The organism is uncultured Corynebacterium sp. (genome assembly GCF_902489365.1).
In the GTDB taxonomy this organism is placed as follows: domain Bacteria; phylum Actinomycetota; class Actinomycetes; order Mycobacteriales; family Mycobacteriaceae; genus Corynebacterium.
In genome coordinates this window covers 1-17592 of record NZ_CABTZR010000047.1, presented here as the reverse complement: position 1 = coordinate 17592, position 17592 = coordinate 1, and the positions used below count along the sequence as shown (strand labels likewise).

20 protein-coding genes are annotated in these 17592 nt (G+C 57.9%); 9 read left to right on the top strand and 11 right to left on the bottom strand.

What is annotated here, in order from left to right:
* Nucleotides 1-384, top strand: a 384-nt coding sequence (locus RDN59_RS08070; protein WP_308607390.1) for a PrsW family glutamic-type intramembrane protease, incomplete at its 5' end; no start/stop codon positions are given.
* Nucleotide 385: 1 nt separating this feature from the next.
* Here RDN59_RS08070 and RDN59_RS08065 read toward each other — a convergent pair.
* On the bottom strand, nt 386-784 hold the full coding sequence (locus tag RDN59_RS08065) for a reprolysin-like metallopeptidase (protein WP_308607389.1): 399 nt from the start codon (nt 782-784) through the stop codon (nt 386-388).
* A 144-nt stretch (nt 785-928) separates the two neighbouring features.
* Between RDN59_RS08065 and RDN59_RS08060 the strand changes: the two genes are divergently transcribed.
* From RDN59_RS08060 to RDN59_RS08050, 4 genes are all read left to right on the top strand, one after another.
* Nucleotides 929-1618 carry a hypothetical protein gene (locus RDN59_RS08060; RefSeq protein ID WP_308607388.1) on the top strand — a complete coding sequence of 230 codons (690 nt, stop codon included), beginning with the start codon at nt 929-931 and terminating at the stop codon, nt 1616-1618.
* A gap of 89 nt (nt 1619-1707) precedes the next feature.
* Nucleotides 1708-2208: an SdpA family antimicrobial peptide system protein gene (locus RDN59_RS12305; protein ID WP_374044599.1), complete on the top strand. Its 501-nt coding sequence runs from the start codon at nt 1708-1710 to the stop codon at nt 2206-2208.
* Nucleotides 2209-2341: 133 nt separating this feature from the next.
* Entirely contained in the window at nt 2342-3079 is a 738-nt protein-coding gene (locus tag RDN59_RS08055) for a hypothetical protein (protein ID WP_308607387.1), read from the top strand.
* Between the two features lie 959 nt (nt 3080-4038).
* On the top strand, nt 4039-4227 hold the full coding sequence (locus tag RDN59_RS08050) for a helix-turn-helix transcriptional regulator (RefSeq protein WP_308607391.1): 189 nt from the start codon (nt 4039-4041) through the stop codon (nt 4225-4227).
* Nucleotides 4228-4644: 417 nt separating this feature from the next.
* Here the strand turns inward: RDN59_RS08050 and RDN59_RS08045 are convergent, their stop codons facing one another.
* Nucleotides 4645-5418: a hypothetical protein gene (locus tag RDN59_RS08045; RefSeq protein WP_308607386.1), complete on the bottom strand. Its 774-nt coding sequence runs from the start codon at nt 5416-5418 to the stop codon at nt 4645-4647.
* Nucleotides 5419-5750: 332 nt separating this feature from the next.
* Between RDN59_RS08045 and RDN59_RS08040 the strand changes: the two genes are divergently transcribed.
* Nucleotides 5751-7028, top strand: a complete 1278-nt coding sequence (locus RDN59_RS08040) for an HNH endonuclease signature motif containing protein (protein ID WP_308607385.1) — start codon at nt 5751-5753, stop codon at nt 7026-7028.
* A gap of 79 nt (nt 7029-7107) precedes the next feature.
* Here the strand turns inward: RDN59_RS08040 and RDN59_RS08035 are convergent, their stop codons facing one another.
* From RDN59_RS08035 to RDN59_RS08010, 6 genes are all read right to left on the bottom strand, one after another.
* A complete protein-coding gene (locus RDN59_RS08035; RefSeq protein WP_308607384.1) occupies nt 7108-7428 on the bottom strand; it encodes an MGMT family protein in 321 nt (106 codons plus the stop codon).
* On the bottom strand, nt 7400-8104 hold the full coding sequence (locus tag RDN59_RS08030; RefSeq protein ID WP_308607383.1) for a VOC family protein: 705 nt from the start codon (nt 8102-8104) through the stop codon (nt 7400-7402). The genes RDN59_RS08035 and RDN59_RS08030 overlap by 29 nt, the downstream gene beginning before the upstream one ends.
* Nucleotides 8104-8382: an RNA-binding S4 domain-containing protein gene (locus tag RDN59_RS08025; protein WP_308607382.1), complete on the bottom strand. Its 279-nt coding sequence runs from the start codon at nt 8380-8382 to the stop codon at nt 8104-8106. Before RDN59_RS08025 ends, RDN59_RS08030 begins: the two co-directional genes overlap by 1 nt.
* 19 nt (nt 8383-8401) lie before the next feature.
* Nucleotides 8402-9049, bottom strand: coding sequence for a LysE family translocator (locus tag RDN59_RS08020; protein ID WP_308607381.1), 648 nt, complete (start codon nt 9047-9049; stop codon nt 8402-8404).
* Nucleotides 9050-9129: 80 nt separating this feature from the next.
* Nucleotides 9130-9822 carry an SDR family oxidoreductase gene (locus tag RDN59_RS08015; RefSeq protein WP_308607380.1) on the bottom strand — a complete coding sequence of 231 codons (693 nt, stop codon included), beginning with the start codon at nt 9820-9822 and terminating at the stop codon, nt 9130-9132.
* 5 nt (nt 9823-9827) lie between these two features.
* Complete coding sequence (locus tag RDN59_RS08010; RefSeq protein WP_308607379.1) at nt 9828-10364, bottom strand: NAD(P)H-dependent oxidoreductase; 537 nt, start codon at nt 10362-10364, stop codon at nt 9828-9830.
* Between the two features lie 99 nt (nt 10365-10463).
* Here RDN59_RS08010 and RDN59_RS08005 point away from each other — a divergent pair, with 99 nt between their 5' ends.
* On the top strand, nt 10464-11087 hold the full coding sequence (locus RDN59_RS08005) for a sugar O-acetyltransferase (protein ID WP_308607378.1): 624 nt from the start codon (nt 10464-10466) through the stop codon (nt 11085-11087).
* Nucleotides 11080-13278 (top strand): ATP-dependent RNA helicase, encoded by a 2199-nt coding sequence (locus RDN59_RS08000; RefSeq protein WP_308607377.1) that lies wholly within the window; start codon nt 11080-11082, stop codon nt 13276-13278. The genes RDN59_RS08005 and RDN59_RS08000 overlap by 8 nt, the downstream gene beginning before the upstream one ends.
* Here RDN59_RS08000 and RDN59_RS07995 read toward each other — a convergent pair.
* Nucleotides 13275-14051 (bottom strand): TSUP family transporter, encoded by a 777-nt coding sequence (locus RDN59_RS07995; protein ID WP_374044597.1) that lies wholly within the window; start codon nt 14049-14051, stop codon nt 13275-13277. The genes RDN59_RS08000 and RDN59_RS07995 overlap by 4 nt on opposite strands.
* Before the next feature lie 16 nt (nt 14052-14067).
* Between RDN59_RS07995 and RDN59_RS07990 the strand changes: the two genes are divergently transcribed.
* Nucleotides 14068-15114 (top strand): AbrB family transcriptional regulator, encoded by a 1047-nt coding sequence (locus tag RDN59_RS07990; RefSeq protein WP_308607375.1) that lies wholly within the window; start codon nt 14068-14070, stop codon nt 15112-15114.
* Here the strand turns inward: RDN59_RS07990 and RDN59_RS07985 are convergent.
* Nucleotides 15111-16772, bottom strand: a complete 1662-nt coding sequence (locus tag RDN59_RS07985) for a DUF885 domain-containing protein (RefSeq protein WP_308607374.1) — start codon at nt 16770-16772, stop codon at nt 15111-15113. The two genes, RDN59_RS07990 and RDN59_RS07985, sit on opposite strands and share 4 nt — an antisense overlap.
* A 70-nt stretch (nt 16773-16842) precedes the next feature.
* Complete coding sequence (locus RDN59_RS07980; protein ID WP_308607373.1) at nt 16843-17412, bottom strand: TIGR00730 family Rossman fold protein; 570 nt, start codon at nt 17410-17412, stop codon at nt 16843-16845.
* Nucleotides 17413-17592 lie beyond the last annotated feature (180 nt).

Genomic DNA, 17592 nt, shown 5'->3' with positions numbered 1-17592 from the left:
CCCCCCCCCCCCGGCCCCTTCCGGCCCCCGGCGTTGAGTTGGTTGGGCTTGCTGCAGTTGGGGGGCCTCCCCCTTGGGGCGGGCCCAGGCCTGCACATGTCACTGACAGCCATCGCGGGCTTTGGCATCGGCTGGGCTATTTACGCCGCCCACAAAACGTGGTGGTGGCGCCTCGGAGTGGGCGTAGGCGCGCTTTTTCTTTCCTTCTGCCTCCACTTTGCGTGGAACTACATGTGGGATGAAACGTGGCAGATGGTGACGCAGTACATCGTGGTCGCGCTCATCCTCTACCCCATCGTCATCACCCTGGGGCTTCGCGCCCACCGCCTAGCCAAGGCGGACGATACCTACTCGCACTCGCCCGGCTCAGCCAGCCTGCGCTGAATTAGTCAAACTGCCCCTGCAGGACAGCCACGGCGTCCAGCGGAGTTACGTGATAGGAAATGGGGTTCTGGTTTGCGCCGGCCATGAGGGCGTGGGCGCAGGAGTGGCCCGCCCCCATCATGTGGCCGAGCTCGTGTGCGATGGTTCCCTGAAGCGCCTCTGGGTATTGAGCGGTGGCCGCCTTGATGAAGAGCATCCCGTGGTCCGGGTAGGCCGTACCCTGGACGTAACCGTTCGGCTCCGGCTTGTAGATGATGGCGATGGTGTCATCATCGGCCTCGGACGGCGCTACTTCCTTCAGAGAAGCCTTACCGTCGAGAGCATCGTTCCACTCAGCTACGGCGGCATCAAGCTGTTCGCGGTACGGGAAATCATCCGCCACCTTGTACTCTATACACACATTAGGACCTTAAGGCAGCAATCCGAATTGAGAACCTTTCTGAATAATCATTCCTTTTGCAAACCTAATTGCGGTAGAGTCACCTTAAGCTTTTCGGGGCTACACCTCCCTTTCTCACACCGCATTCATGAAGGAAGATTTTAAGTGAAGAACAGAAAACGTCTCACCGGTCTTGCCCTTGTAACTGCAAGCGCAGTCTTCGCAGGGACAACAGCCAATGCCCAGGATGCATGGAATAAGGAAGACGACGAAGGGAGGGTAACAACGCGGCACACTGGAGAAATGTCCAGAGGTTTGGGAAACCAAGCACAAGAATCGTCCAATACTTCAAAAACGGACCATGCTTTTGATGAAATATTTTTCGGCAATGGCCCCAACGCTAAGATCCTCGCAAAGAACCTAAAAGATCCCATTTACGCTTCATTAGCTAAAGAAAAGGAGGCATCCCGCGAGGATGATGAACTTCACCTAAAGGTGAGGACCCAGGTTGAGTCCATGGAGCCTGGTTTTGTAGAGGGCTTCAACAATGAAATCGCGACTGGAAACCCTTATCGGATCGAAAGGGCGCTCGAACGAGGAAGCGATCTCATTACCCAGTCCCTTGGAAATGACCTAAACAATTCAGACGCAAACGCATCCCCACAATGCGCATACGTTTTTGCCTGGGCCGTCGCTGTTTTGGTCAACTACGGTGCGGCCGTAAATATTGAGACGTATGCGCTTGTCCATCATAAGGTTAAGCTCGCTGAGTCCAGGGCTGTCATTTCCGAGGAGCAGGCAAGTCTGGAGCGTCAGCGAGTTGTTACAGCGATCTCGGAGACTTACGCCCCGTGATCTCAGGGAATAGATCATCGACAGCAGTGCCTCTGCGGAGGAGTTCCCATTACATCCTGAGTTTCGTGTTTTCAGTGCTCTTTTTAACAATGACGTTTACAGCACTACCTACATTGGCGTTCGATCCTCCCTGGAAGGGGACGAAATGGGAAAGTATACAAGGCCATGTTTTCCCCCAAGGGTGGGGTTTCTTCACTAGAAGCGCCCAAGAGCCCTTGGTAACTCCTTGGAGCAAGGATGGTTTGCCACTCTCGCACCTACCGACTTCTCGCTGGGTGAATTTCTTTGGACTAAATCGAGAGGGACGGGCTCAAGGCGTGGAAGTTGGATCTCTCCAGAGCCAACTTTCCGATGAACAGTGGACTTCATGTGCCGACCTAGCCACCCCTACAAGATGCTTGCAGAAAGCAAAGGTAGAAGGTGGCGACAAGTTTAGCGTGCATTCCACTACGAGAAGCCCAAGTTTGTGCGGAGAAATAATACTCTTAGAAACTAAGCCCGCTGATTTCATGTATAGGAGCTATGTTGACGAAGATATCATCGCCGTCAGATTCGCAAGAATTGACGTACACTGCGCGAGCAGGCCTTAAATCTAAAGTATTTTTGCCGAATGTAATTGGCCCTAGTTTCTCAGTTTTTCGGTCGGGTCTCGCGGCTTGCGCCGGTGCCACACTCCTTTTTACGCCCGGGGATAAACTAGTTCCCCCGCGGTTTATAGGCGAAGTGCCCAATCCAGTGTTCGAAGGGATAAACAAGCTTTCCTTGTTCTTCATCCTCAGCGATCATCCCGAAGCTGCAAGAGTTATAGGCCTGATACTGTGCTTAGCATCTATATTGGGGGCATCCTCTATTGGAGTAGCGTGGATCTTCTACTCTCTACACAATACGGCAATCACTCCAGACGGAGGCGATCAGATTGGCTTGATCGCGAGTATCTTCTGCTTGACCCTCGGTTTGGCAAGATGGATCATCAAGCAATTCCCGACACGTCGGCTTGGCTACCTTCTAGCTTTCTATTCATTTTTACTGTTTAAAGTTCAGGTGGCATTTGTTTATGCAAATGCGGCAATCGCAAAAATTAGAGTAGACAACTGGGCAAATGGGACTGAAGTCTATTATGACCTTATTTCTCCATTCTTCGGGCTCACTGGGCTCAGGCAAATCCTCTTTGCTCCGATTTTAGCGAGCCCCGCTTTTATTACGTTTCTCACTTGGGGCACTATTGCGGTTGAGCTGTACATAGCTGCAGCTACTTTCGCATCCGACAAATGGAAATCTACGGCGATCTTGGCAGCTGTGTTTTTGCACGGGGGAATTGCTTTATTCATGGGAATTACCTCATTCTCCCTCACGATGCTCACAGTGGTGATTTTCGCCTTACTACCCATGAAGATAGTTGGAAGGAAGTTGAGTGGTATTCATGACTGGTTCAAGTTATCGATCAAGAGTATTTGGATATAATTTTAGTCGGATCGTACTTATCTTCGCAGTACTCTTATTGTGTGTCTACTTCTTGACCAGAAGAGATCAAACCGCCTTTATCGCATGCGGTCTTTTAGTGTCTCTGGCAATTTTCTTTAATGTCGGGGTGTTGCTGAATGATGAAATCCTTCGGATTTCAGTTCTTGGCATTCCAGTTAGCAACGTTCGTTTGGAATCTCTGAAGGGGGCGGAGATCCTTCCCTCGGGCCCCATACTCGAATCCCAAACGTTTGGGGTTCACTTCCTGGATGGCACTATTTCATTCCATGCCGGTTCTGCAAATATCCTCCTACACCGCAATATCGGAAGACCCATTCGCTTGACGGTTAAAGACCCAGAGGAATTTTTACACCTCCTAGCGGAGAACTCCGCTATTCGATCCGCTTCTCACAGTTAAGGGCCTGGCCAAATGGGTGTCTCCGTTGAGTTTCTCCGCGAATCACGGGCAAACCTGCGCGTAACATCAGCGACCATCAGGCGTGCCATACCCACAACATCGGTGGCCTCTTCCTCTGCCCACGCCGTTGACTGGCGGCCCCCTAAGCCCTGTTCGAACGAGTGGGGCCGCAGGTTGCGGAATCTTTGCGTCCATTACTGCGCTCACGAAGTTCAGCGATAATCCCCTATTGGCTATCAGCATCTTCACCGCTTACCTCACCCCTGTAGCAAGTGTCGCAGCCTGGGGGCTGATGGTCGACCGCAACACTATTGCAGGCGTTGCCGAGTGGGCCGAGGAATCGATTGAGAACCACTGGTACACACACGCTGCGGAAGACACCTTCCACCCGGCCCTGGTTTTGGTGGGTGTCCTCGGTGTCGTTTCGGTACTCCGGGACTTTTCCGTGACCAGATCCATGCTGGCCATCTACTTCGGGGCCTCTCTGATGATCACCTTCGCCGCCACCTACAGCCTGCGCAAATGGCGGGAAGGCCTAAACGTGGAGAACCGGGTCAAACAGCTGCGCGAAGAGCGCAGCCTGCCACAACAGAAGTTGGCTGACAGCCTGGGGGTTTCCCGGCAAACCATCATAAGCATCGAGAAGGGTCGCTACGACCCCTCTCTCCCTTTGGCGTTTCAGCTGGCCGCAGCCTTTGCGTGCCGCATCGAGGAAATCTTCACCCCATAGCCCCGGCCACGGGGAGAAATAACAGATCACCCGTCACATAGTTCCACGGTCTGTGCTCTCTGGGCCTTTCTTTCTCACCGGAAAATCGGGGCGTATGGCCAACGTGTTCGAAAACACCACCCGCGTTTCCGCATCGGGTAGCTGTTGCGGTCGTTTCGCCAATACGGGTGTACTTAAGCACGCCGCTCTGGAAGTAAGAAGGAACGGAATCAGCATCGTGCAGAATCGACGGATCCTGGACCGGCTTTCCTTCGTTTGCCAACTTGGTGATGGTGGTACATGTGCCAGGGGAAATGAGCGAACGGGTTTGGTCGCTCTTCGCCGAAGCTGACGGGGCAACGGTCAAAGCTACAACAGCAATGGCCGCAATGGACAGGGCCTTACGCATAGGGAAAACTTAGCTTTCCTCATGACCAATCAGCACACGTGCGATGAACTAGGCACAGCGCGCTTCAGCTCCGCACACGCCCTATCGCGCAGATCTTGAGGGGGCGTCGGCAAGCTCGGCCCCTGCGGCGAAACTTCCACCGCGCCGAGCACATCCGCGGTGAGATCCGCGGGGGATCCGTAGGTATTTGCCGCCACACTATACCCAGGGCCGAAAGAGGCACTAGCGTGAACCTGCCGGTCATCCGACCACCCAAATTTCGTTCCAATAATGCCCGGAATCCGCGCGGTACCAAAGTCCTGACGATATCCATCAGATGCCGTAGGCGCTGCCGTCGCCATGCCTTTCATGAGCGGTGCAGCAACTGGGTCACCAGATATCACCCCAATAAAGCGAGCGAGATCCTCCGTCGACGTCGTGGTATTGCCCCAGTAACCGTTGTGATGGGTCTCCCCCAAGCGGTATTCCCCGATGATGGAAGGTATGGCCTGCGGGTATTTCCGCTCCAAATCGCTAGCGGTGCCATCCTCAGAGAAGCGAACCATGTTTTCCACCCGCGCTTTATCCTGCGGCGCGCCATATTTCAGGACCCACATTCCTAGGTACAGCTTCGCGAGGGATAGCGCAGGCCGAGACTCGTGCCCATTTCCGGTGGAGACCGAGTTTCCATCGGCATAGCGCACGGTCATTTGAGTGCGTGGTGGGACTTTTCCGGGATCAAAGGTCAAAGCCTGAGCGGACGGCGCAGCGACGGTCGCTAGAGCAAGACCAGCAATAAGGGAACGGAGTTTAAGCACTTTCATAGATTAACTCAAGTCACAGTTTCAACAATCCCGATTGGTACTTAAACCACACCGCCCTAGGGTTGCAGCACGCCGGCTTCTCACACCAGAGTTCGAACAGTCATTTCATTTATGGCTTTCCCTATAGATCTCTCAACAGCCCACAGGGCATCGACAGATTCCACGTTGGATCTATACATTCCACATCAATAGTCTCATTTTCCTCTCTAATCACAACTTTCTGCCAGGGTATGGACTTCCCAAGGAGTACAGGATAAACTCATGGTTCGAACGGGTTTTCGGACAGTGGGGGTTCGAACCTTCTTATTATCTCTAGCAAAGAGGGGGTTGACGTGTCTTCCGCTACAGACGTTGTTGTTTCCTATTTTTCTCATTCCAATCCGAACGACCCAGTGTGCATGAAAGGTAAGGCCATACGCCAAGCAGACTACGAGTTTTGGTCTAGCGTCCTTCCTGCATTGGACGAGGACTCAGATACAGCGTGCATGCGCCTTGGGCTAAAGACGGGTAAAGCAGCCGGGGCAGTCGCTCGCATAATCATGGGGATTTACCGCCTGAAAGAGCTACCCCAGCTCAAGGCCCTGCAAGATGCAGATTTTTTGCTGGACTTACCCGCCTTGATTGCCATCGACCAGGTCATGGCTAAACTCGGCCAACCTTCTACAGAGGTCGTGGCTGCCATTGATGCTTCGTTGGCCCGTTGGCTTACACCTACAAAACCCAATCAGGCGTTTCCTACCACCTCACAGATTCGTCGCCGCATGCGCGATCTTGTCAAAGTGCATGATGACTCCATCGCCGTGGAGGACACGCGCCCAAAGAATCGATATTCCATCCTCACCCGCGACCAACGCGCCACCATAGAACTAGAGGTGGATAGCAGCGTTGGAATCATCATCCATGAGGCCATTAAGGCAGCTGCTGAAAAGCATGAGGTGTCGATGGCAGAAGCACTAATCCTTCTAACAACTGGAAAAATAGAACCAGAAGCTGCCCGAGTAGTGCTCCACACGTATAAGGCCGACGATGTAGAGGACGCCCCAATGTTTGTAGAAGGGCACGGCTGGCAGGTAGACAATATCCCAGCACAAGCTGTAACGAAAAGGGACTTGAGCACCAAGCCGGAAGCCTCTAATAGTTACGGACCAGCCACATTGGTTCGCAAATATGTTGAGGGCCGCGATGGAACCTGTCGTGCAGCCGGCTGTGGAATGCCTGCGTGGCTATGCCAGTTAGACCACCGTATTAACTACGCCGATGGTGGGCCAACGCATCCGGATAACATGGTCGCGTTGTGCCAGCATCACCACAACATGAAGACCGACGGACGGGCCTTTTATATCCTGGACCCGGATACCGGCGATGTGGTCTGGCTTTTCGAGGATGGCACGTGGGCAATCACGGAACCGTCCGGGCCACTAGCTCCTAAGAACAAGCGCTGGGCACGAACTGTGGCGCAAGATATTGAAGGCTTCCGCAGCAGGAAGCATCGTGAGGCTCAAGAGCTTAAAGCTGAACTAGACAAAGAACAACAAGCAGCTGAACTTCACGCCAATGGAGAAAAGGCAGAGAAGAAGGAATCCGAAGGTGGTGAGGAAATCCCCTTCTAGACAAGATCCGTCGTTTAAGACGACGGATGATGTAACTGGCAGTAGCAAAGGAATAGCCCGGCTTATCCCAAAGAGGTATTCAGACGATCCCGTCACCGAGAGTGGCGCTGCCTCCCAGATCCGCTGCATCCAGACCGCACTCCGAAAGGACCACGCGGTCCCCTCGGTGTGGGATACCTTCTTCATCCCAATGGTCTTGGGCAGCGGAGGTGTGCGCGCGGCCGGTACTGTTGACCACACGCCACCAGGGCAGATCTTCGCTTTTCGCCATCACCCAGCCCACATAGCGCGCGCCGACCCCTACAACTTTGGCGATCTCTCCGTAGGTGGAGACGTTGCCAGGCGGAATGCGGAGAACTACCTCCGTGACTCTAGAGCTCGACGGGTTCTTCGGGGGCATCCTCAACCTCGCACAAGGTGAGCGTCGCACCCGTGGAATCCTCGATCAGACACAGGCGGCCGAACGGTGAATCGTGGGGCTCGCGGATCACTTTTCCGCCGTTATCAATCACAGCCTTCGCTGCCTGGTCAATGTCCCGCACTCCCAAGTATGTTTGCCAGAAACTCGGCAGACCCTCCGCGTGCCAGAAACCAGCGAAGGCAGCGCCTTCTTCCTCCGCCACCGCATAGTGCTCATCGCCGCGGATTTCCCAATCAAAGAGCTCACCATAAAAGTCCAGCGCTGAGTGAAAATCCTCTGAGACCGTCAGCTCGTGCCACACCGGGGTCCCCGGCTCACCGCCAGCAACGAATCGGTCGAGCTCCGGCTGCGTCAAGCCAAACATGGCACCGGACTTGTCGAGTACGAGCGCCAGCGGGGCACCCAAAGCAAGAATCTTGCCGCCGAGTTGTTCTACCCGTGCGCAATCTGCCTCCAAGTCACGGGAGAGGAAATAGGTTGCCCAGGTGTCCTGGCCCGGAACAATTTCGGCAATCGGCAGACCTTGAAGGCGGGCAATGCCATCTTCGAATTCCCAGCCCAGCACGGCCGAGTAAAACTTCTCGGAGGCCTTCACATCAGAACTGGCCAGAGTAATCCAGTAGGGCATTCCTACTTCAGCTTCAAAAGCGGGCATTACAGGTTCCTCCACTTCTCTGGGTCGAAGTCATCATCGGCGGTGGCCTCATCAAAATAATCGTCGTCGTCTTCAACGACGCGGGCGCAGGTGTCGGAGACACAGATGACGTCGCCAAGCGTCAGCGTTGCTCCGCGCTGCTTAGTCATTTCCCCATTGACGGTGACCTGCCCCTCCTCGATGAGTTCCTTGGCCTCACCCCCGGTCGCGACCAAGGAGGCCAGTTTGAGGAACTGGCCGAGCTTAATGGATTCTCCCTTAATTGAGACTTCTAGCATGTTGACCAGCATACCCAGCTCAAAGCGCAAGAATTCCCTCTGCCAGAATGATGACGCCAAGCAGGGCAAACACGACTCCGCTAAAGATATCTACCCCGGCGGAGTTCTTTGCCATCCACTTCGCCACCGCACGGGTGCACAACGCAACGCCGACAAAAATAATGAGGCTTTCAATGATCAGCACTGAGCCAACCGTGACATTCGCGCTCAAGCCCATGCCCGGATCGATGAAATTGGCGAAGATAGCGCCGAAAAAGATGAGCACCTTGGGATTAGAAAGATCGCTGACCAGGCCCATGCGGTACGCCGTGCCGAGTTTGATGATGCCGTCCGGGGTGAACCCGCGCGGTTGAGGATTCATCGTTGCCGGAGCGCGGCGCTCTTTAATGCCGCTGCTTATTGCAGAAAATGCCATCCACAGCAGATAGCTACCGCCAGCAACCTGCAGCGCCACAAGGATTTCAGGATGGGCCGAAATCAGCGCGGTAAGCCCCGCCAACGAAGCAACGGTCCACATCATCAAGCCGGTGGTGCTTCCTATTGCAGCCCACACCGCCGCACGCGTGGAACGCGCACCCAAACGAATAATCTGAACCACATCTGGCCCCGGCGAAGCCATCGCCGCGAACCACACGCCCATCAAGGCCACTATGGCGCTGAAAGCCACTTAACACCCCCATACTCACATGCGTTTTCACTAACACATGCCACTATAAGAGGCATCTCACCTGCAGCGAAACAGGTAATTTAGCTTTGCGTGCGCGGCTTAATGGTCATGGTGTCAATGTTGACGTGCTCCGGCAGGGAGGCCACCCAACGCACCGCCTCAGCGATGTCTTCTGCGGTGAGGTTGAGCTCGCCGTCATACACCTGTGCGGCACGTTCGGTGTCGCCCCGAAAACGATTGAGGGAAAACTCTTCTGTGGCTACACGGCCTGGGTCAAGTTCGGTAACGCGAACGCCGTGTTCCTCAATACGCAGTGCACGGGAAATCACGCGCACACCATGTTTTGCAGCGTTGTAACCGGAACCGCCTTCGTAGACGTTCCACCCAGCCACGGAGCCCATGTTGATAATGAGCCCGCCCCGCAGCTTCGGCATGAGAGCCTGGATCATGCGGACAGTGCCGAGGACGTTGACCTCGTACATCCACTGCCAGTCATCGATAGTGGTCTCCACGAGGGGCTCCAAGCCTTTTGCCCCGCCGGCGTTGTTGACCAAGAGGTCGACGCGGTCGAGACGGGAGGCAAACTGGGCTACGGACTCTTCCGAGGTCACGTCGAGGGCGTACGCCTCGCCGCCGATGTCCTTCGCGAGGGCCTCAAGGCGCTCTACGCGACGCGCACCGACGACAACATGCCAACCGTCAGCCGCCAATGCTCTTGCCGACGCCGCCCCGATCCCCGACGATGCTCCTGTGACAACTGCTACCTTTTCCATGCGCCCTAGGATAGGACGTCTTCCAGCTCGGTGCAGATGTTTTCCACGATCTCGATCTTGAAGTCGGCCGGGGTGAAGGTGCCATCCTTCATGTCGGTATTCAGCGAGATATCGAGCTGAGTGCGCAGCTGCTTCATGGAGAAATTAGCCATGATGAGACGCCACGCCTCCACCGCGCGGATGCCGCCACTAAAGCTATAGCCCACATACGCAATCGGCTTGGCTACCCACTCGGCACCCAGGGAATCGACGGCGTTCTTGAACGCGCCCGGCACGGAGTGGTTGTACTCCGGGGTGACGAAGATAAAGGCATCGCAGGAATCGATCGCATCGGACCAGGCCTGCACGTTCGGATCCTCGTATTTTTTGTTTGCCGCCATAGGGATGACGGAGGAGGTAAGGATCGGAACATCGAAGGCTTTGAGGTCGATGAGCTCGTAGTCCACGTCGCGGCCCTGCGCGAGATCGGTGACCCACTGGGCGATGGCCAGCCCGGCGCGGTCGTCGCGGGTGGAGCCGAGGATGATGCCGATTTTTGCCATAAAAATGCCTTTCCCACTTTGTTAACGTGTCAACTTCTGAGCCTACGCCGATGTGTCGACGCAATCGACAAATCCGCTCAACATGTCTATTCTTTTGCCATGTCACAGGAGAACTTGGCGGATCACGGATCCTTTGAGCGCATGACCAGCGGGCAGTGGTTCATGCCCGGTGTCAACGAAGAGGTCAGCGCCGAACATCGCCGTGGCTTCCTGCTGGTCAAGGAGCTCAACGAGCTGCACAACACTGACCCAGAGCGCGCGAAGGAAATCTTGCGGCAGCTATTATCGCCCGAGTCCGAGGTTCCCGGGCTGCACGCGCCGCTCAACGTGGAGTATGGCTGCAATGTGACCATCGGAAAAGACGTATTCATCAACTTTGGCGCGACGATCCTGGCGCAGGCGCCTGTAACCATCGGCAATCACGTCATGATCGGCCCGAACTGCTCGCTTATTACCGTGGGGCATCCTGCCAACGATCATGAGATGCGAGCAGAGGGGTGGGAGATTGCGAAGCCTATCAGCATCGGCGATAACACGTGGTTTGGTGCCAATGTTACGGTCCTGCCTGGCGTGACAATCGGCGAGGATTGCGTCGTTGGCGCGAACACGCTGATCACCACAGATATCCCAGATAAGTCACTGGTGCTGGGCCAACCAGGTCGTGTGGTGCGCAAGCTAGAAGACAACGAAGATAGGTGGGAGCGCCAAGATCTCGATGTTTGATCTCAAGGCAATCGGCACAGGACTTCCCGTCCTAGAGACCATTGACTCTCTGCCTTCCGCCGGTCACGTCGTAGTCCAGGCCCCACCCGGCACGGGTAAAACCACGCTCGTTCCGCCGGCGCTGGCTAACCAAGTAGAGGGCAAGGTTCTCGTCACCGCGCCGCGCCGCGTAGCTGTGCGTGCGGCGGCAAACCGCCTTCAGGAGTTGTCGGGCCAGCGCATCGGCTATGCGGTGCGCGGTGATTCCCGGAAGGGCGCGGATGTTGAATTCGTAACCCCCGGCGTCTTATTGCGCCGCCTGCTGCGGGATCCGGAGCTTGAAGGGATTTCCGCCGTGGCCATCGACGAGGTCCACGAGCGCCAGCTCGATACTGACCTCGTACTCGGCATGTGCTTGGAGTTGGCGCAGCTCCGTGAGGATTTCCGCGTCATCGCCATGTCCGCGACTGTCGACGCCTCCCGCTTCTCCCAGCTCATGGGGAATGCGCCGATCCATTCCACTGAGGCTGTCACGTACCCACTCGATATTTCCTATGAACCGATTCCGGGGCGTGCTGCAGGTGATCGGGAGTTTTGGAAAGGCGTGGCCAAGGTTGCCGCACAACAGCACGAGTCCACGCTGGTCTTTGTCCCCGGCGTGCGTGAGGTCAACCTAGTGTGTGATGCATTGAGTGGCCATAACGTCTTTCCGCTCCATGGCCGTCAGACCACGCAGGAGCAGGACGCCGCGCTCTACACCTCCGAGCAGCGCATCGTGGTGGCGACGTCCATCGCGGAATCTTCGCTGACCGTGCCGGGAGTACGCACCGTCATCGATGCCGGGCTATCCCGCGTACCCAAGCGGGATGCGCAGCGCGGGATGAGTGGGTTGGTGACGGTGTCGACGTCGAAAAGCAGCGCCGATCAACGCGCCGGCCGCGCCGGCCGTGAGGCGCCGGGTACCGTCGTCCGTTGCTATTCGCACGAGGACTACCAGCACTTTTCCCCACACGTTACCCCGGAAATCCTTTCCGCGGACCTCACCCAGGCAGCCCTTTTCCTAGACTGCTGGGGCGCAGGCCCGGACTTCCCCTTGCTGGATCCCCCACCGGGGCCCGCGCTTGCCGACGCCCACCGCACCCTCCGCTCCCTCAACGCCACCGAGGAGCTCGCGCTGCTACCGACGCACCCGCGATGGGGAGCTGCCCTGCTCAAACATGGCTCCGGTGCCGCTGACACAATTGCGCGCCTCGATGATTCGGATCCCAAACGACTAGCCCGCCTCGTGCCCAACAAGGGCGCGGTGGACCCCGGCGTGGTGGTCGCCACCGCCTTCCCCGAGTTCGTGGCCAAGCGCGTGGACGAGAAAGAGTACCTGCTCGCGAGTGGTACGCGTGCCCGGGTCCTGGATTCCGCGGACGCAGGCCACGAGTGGCTCGCCGTCGCCGAGGTGTCGCTGTCCAACGCTGGCAACGCCATCATCCGCGCGGCGGAGCCCATCGCGGAGAATGACGCCCTCGATATCGTCGGCGTCACCGAGGAGACGCGCGCCTTCCTCGAGGGTTCCAAGGTCCACGGCGTGCGCGTTCGTGCGGCCGGCTCCATTGTGCTTTCTGAAACCCCGGTGAAGGTCTCTGGTGACGAGGCGGTGGAGGCACTACGCAACTCCGGACAGGGTTTAAACCTGTTTCACTTCAGTGACAAGGCTCAGGACCTGCGGGAACGTCTGCGGCATCTGTATCGGGCCTACGGTGAGCCCTGGCCGGATGTCGATAATGCCAGCCTGGAGTGGCTCGAACCGGAATTGCGCCAGCTAGCAGAAGGCCACGAGCCGGACATGTACCCAGCGCTGCAACGCCTCCTGCCCTGGCCCGAGGCTAGCCGCCTCGATGAGCTCGCCCCGGAACGGTTAGCGGTTCCGTCCGGACGCGACGCGCGCATCGACTGGTCCGGCGAGCGCCCAGTGGTCTCCATCAAGTTGCAGGAGTGTTTTGGTTTAGCGGAGTCCCCCGAATACTGCGGTCACCGCGTGCAATTCCATCTATTGTCTCCCGCCGGGCGGCCACTCGCCGTCACCGATGATTTAGCCAGCTTCTGGTCCGGGCCCTACGCCGGGGTGCGCGCCGACATGCGCGGGCGCTACCCCAAACACCCGTGGCCCGAGGACCCGTGGAATGCGGTGGCCACCGCAAAGACAAAGAACAGGTTTTAACCCCACTGCTGCCAGGACAGGTACACGCTCATCACCACGACGAGTACCAGCAGCGCATAGCGGATGAGCTTCGCGCCGCCGCCGAGCACAGTTCGCGCACCCAGCTGCGCGCCGATGATGTTTGCTGCTGCGAGAACTAAGGCGAGACCCCACACCACGTGCCCGCCCACGATGAAGACCACGAGCGCACCGACGTTGGTGCACGTGTTGACCACCTTCGCCATCGCCGCTGAGGTGAGAAAATTCTGGGAGAAGATGGCGGTGAAGGCCGTGATGAGGAACATGCCTGTGCCGGGGCCAAAGATGCCGTCGTAGAAGGCAATGGCCGCCACGGCGGCTAACCCCGCCCACATGCGCCAACCGCCGCGGATACCATCTCCTTCGCCGCTGCCGAAGTCTGGGCGAAAGGCCACGAAGAGGCCGACTACCACCAGAAGCACGATGATGACCGGCCGCATGACGTCCTTGTCCATGAGTGCAGCTGCTGTGGCCCCGAGTCCAGAGCACACCAGCGCGGTGAGTCCCATGCGGATGAGCTCGCCCTTCGGCGGGCGTACCTTCTTGACGAGTGTGATGGCCGCCGACGCTGTGCCGGATACCGCCGCCACCTTGTTCGTGGCCAGGGCTGTGGCGGGCGCAAGCTGGGGTGCGACCGCCAGGATGAGCGGAATGAGCACGAGTCCGCCGCCACCAATGACGGCATCGATCCATCCGGCCGCGGCAGCGCCGATGGTGAGAATCGCCCAACCGCTTAATCCGAAATCCATGTCCATCATTAAACTCGATTCCATGTCTGTTCGTACGAGATGGGTCATCGTGGCCCCGGGGTCTGCGGGCCTCGGAGCACTGTTTAGCTACCTTCACGTACCCGCAGCCTGGATCCTCGGCGCCATCGTGGTCTCGGGAGCCATGGCCTTGACGACGGGCAAAGAACTCGCCGTTAACGAGCACTTCTATTCTGTCGCCCGCGGATTCATCGGAATGATGGCGGGCATACCACTGACCTTAGTTCCTGCCTCCACGCTCATTGGCTTTGTGCCAGCCGCGGTGACGATGTCACTCATTACTGTTTTAATCGGCGTCGCTGGCGGTGTTCTGCTACACCGCTCGCAGCCTAAGGATATTTCCTGGGAGACCGGAATCTTATCCATGCTGCCGGGCGGGGCCTCGCTCATGCCCGCGCTAGCCAGTGAACTCGATGCGGACTACCGCTACGTGGCACTGACGCAATACCTGCGCCTTCTGGCGGTGTCGGTATCGCTGCCTTTGGTGGTCTCCTTGTTAGATGCCCCAGCCGGAAAAGGCGTGGACATGAGCGTTGACGGCGAGGTCACGTGGTGGATCGTGGGGTTGACGGTCGCCATTGCTGTGGTTGGTGAACAGATGGGCAAGCTGGTGCGTTTGCCAGCTGCTGCTGTTTTGGGGCCACTCATCTTGACCGTGCTGGTCGCGCAGGTTATTCCCGCCGGCCACACTTTGGAGCCGCTCTACGTGTTCAAGATCATGGCGTTTATGTCCATCGGCTGGGTCTGTGGTGGCGGGCTGTCGGTACCGGCACTGCGGGCCTTCACTAAGCAGCTACCAGCAACGATCCTCTTCATCATTGTCGTCATCGGCGTGTGCGCATTGACCGCCCTGCCTTTGACCGCATGGCTGGACATCACCTACTTCGAGGCTTACCTCGCCACCTCCCCCGGAGCGCTAGAGACGGTGCTTGCGCTATCGGCAGAAGGCGGGGCGGGCCCCGCCGTGGTAGCCGTGCAAATTATCCGGCTCATCATCGTGCTGGTCATCGCCGGCTACCTGCCGCAGATTTTGCGGCTATTCCGCCGCTAGTCCAGGATGGTCTCGCGCAGAATCGACATCGGCACAGAACCTAGGGCCAACGCCTGGGAGTGGAAGTCACGTACGTCCATCCCTTGCTCGACTGCGGCATCGCGCGTCTGCTGCCACAGGCGCTGGCCCAAGGCATAAGACGGTGCCTGGCCCGGCCAGCCCAGGTAACGGGTGACCTCGAAGGAGAGGTTGGCATCGTCCATCGCGGTGTTCTCACGCATGAAGGTCTTGACGTGGGACTTGTCCCAGACGCCGGACGCGGTGCACTCCGGCAGCGCCTTGCCCAAGTGGAGTCCGATGTCCACCACGACGCGGGCGGCGCGGAAGCGTTGGGCGTCGAGAAGCCCCATGCGGAAGCCCGGATCATCCATGTATCCCAGCTCTGCCATAAGCGCCTCAGCGTACAGAGCCCAGCCCTCACCGTGACCAGAGTTCCACGTCACCGCACGGCGCCATAGGTTGAGGTCCGGCTGGGTCAGCGCGGCGCCAATCTGCAGATGGTGACCCGGCGCGCCCTCGTGGTGGACGGTTGTCAGCTCCTGCCAGGTATGGAAAAGCTCCTGGCCAGCCGGTACGGACCACCACATGCGGCCGGGGCGGGAGAAATCGTCAGAAGGCGAGGTGTAGAAGATGCCGCCGGTGCCGGCCGGGTCAATGCAGCACTCGATCTCTTTAACCGCTTCCGGGATGTCGAAGGCGGTGCCGTCGAGGTCCTTGATCACGCGGTCCGCGGTGGACTGCATCCACTCCACTAACGCGTCGGTGCCGTGCAGCTGGTAGCGCTCCTCCTCGTTGAGTTTGCGCATGGCCGCGCGCACGGTGACGTCGGAGCCATAGAGCTCGTGGGCGATTTTTTCTTGTTCCGCCTTGATGGAGCGCACCTGGTCCATGCCCCACTCATAGGCCTCATCGAGGTCCACGGCATCGCCGACGAAGAGCTTGGAGAAGCGCTCGTAGCGCTCGCGGCCCACCGCGTCCTGCGATGGTGCCTGCGGCTGCAGCTCGTTAGAGAGCCAATCGGCGAACTCGCCGAAGGCTTCCTTGGCCGCGTCCACTTCTGGGCCTTCAACGCCAAGGTCCTCGAGCATGGAGCCGGCGTCGGCAAGCCGCTCGCATTGCACGAAGACATCGGAGATCTGGCGCTGCGGCGCCACCATGCCACGCGAGGCCGCCTCGGTGAGGGACTCCCTGTAGCCGTTGAGGGAGGCCGCCACCTTCGACAGGCGCGAACGCAGCGCATCAAGCTGCTCCGGGGTGTCCTTCGGCATGAGCATGAGGGTGTCGCGGATGGTCTGCACCGGGGAGGCAATGTTGTTAAGGCAGCGGATGTCCTCACCGGCATGGTGCAGGTCAAGATCCAGGCAGAGACGGTCGCGCAAGACGGCGGCGGTGACGTAGTCCACCTCGTCAAAATCGTCGTCATCGTCGGATTCGTCGGTGGTGTCATCGAGGGCATCGAGATCCGCCATCATCTCACGAGTGCGATCCGCCACGGAGGAGTAGTACTCCGGGGAGAAATCTTCCAATTCTCCGTCGAAGCCAGGAATTCCCCACGCGGTGGCATCGGTGGGTGTGAGCTGCGCGAGGTCGTGGACGAAGTTATCGCACGACGCGTCCAGCAGCGAAGGCTGGCGCTCTGCGTTCTGGTCAAAACTCATAAGGGCGAAGTCTAACGAAGATCCCGGGGGTTGGGCCAACCCAGCGCCGCCTTATTTACCAGGTTGTTAGCTAATTGTTGCTCCACTTACTTCCCGGGCTAGTCCAGGATGCAAATTGATCTAGGACTTCAGCCGGAAAAGGGCTGACCACGAGCGCGTCGAGGAAGCGTTTTTGAACAAACCCCTCCTGCACCATTGCGGAGTACATATGAACGAAGGGCTGCCAGAAACCGTTGACGTCTACTAGGCCCACCGGGCCGTCGAGGTTGCCTAATTGCTGCAGGGTGAGCACCTCGGTGAGCTCCTCTAGAGTTCCCACGCCACCCGGCAGGCACACGAAGGCATCCGCGAGTTCCTCCATGCGCGTTTTGCGCTGCGCCATGGTGTCCACGACTTCGAGTTTGGTTACCCGCTGGTGTGACATCTCATAATCGACGAGCTGCCGAGGGATAACCCCAATGACCGTGCCGCCGGCGGCAAGGCAGGAATCTGCGACGATCCCCATCAGGCCCACGTCACCGCCGCCATAGACCAGGGTGAGGTTGCGCCGCGCGAGCTCCTCCCCCAAAAGGTGTGCGGCTTGGCCATAGGCTTCAGAGTTTCCGGCGGCGGAGCCGCAGTACACAGCAACAGAATCCATGAACACCACTCTAACGCAGGCACACTTCTAGACTATGATGTCTGCTGAATCCCAATTTCTATTAGACAATGCGGTCTGCTGAATTTATACTTGCGCCATGATTAAATCTGGTCCCGTGTTCACTCGCCCTCGCACCCCAGCGGCGAAGTGCCTCCACATCATTCGACTCAACCCCGTTGT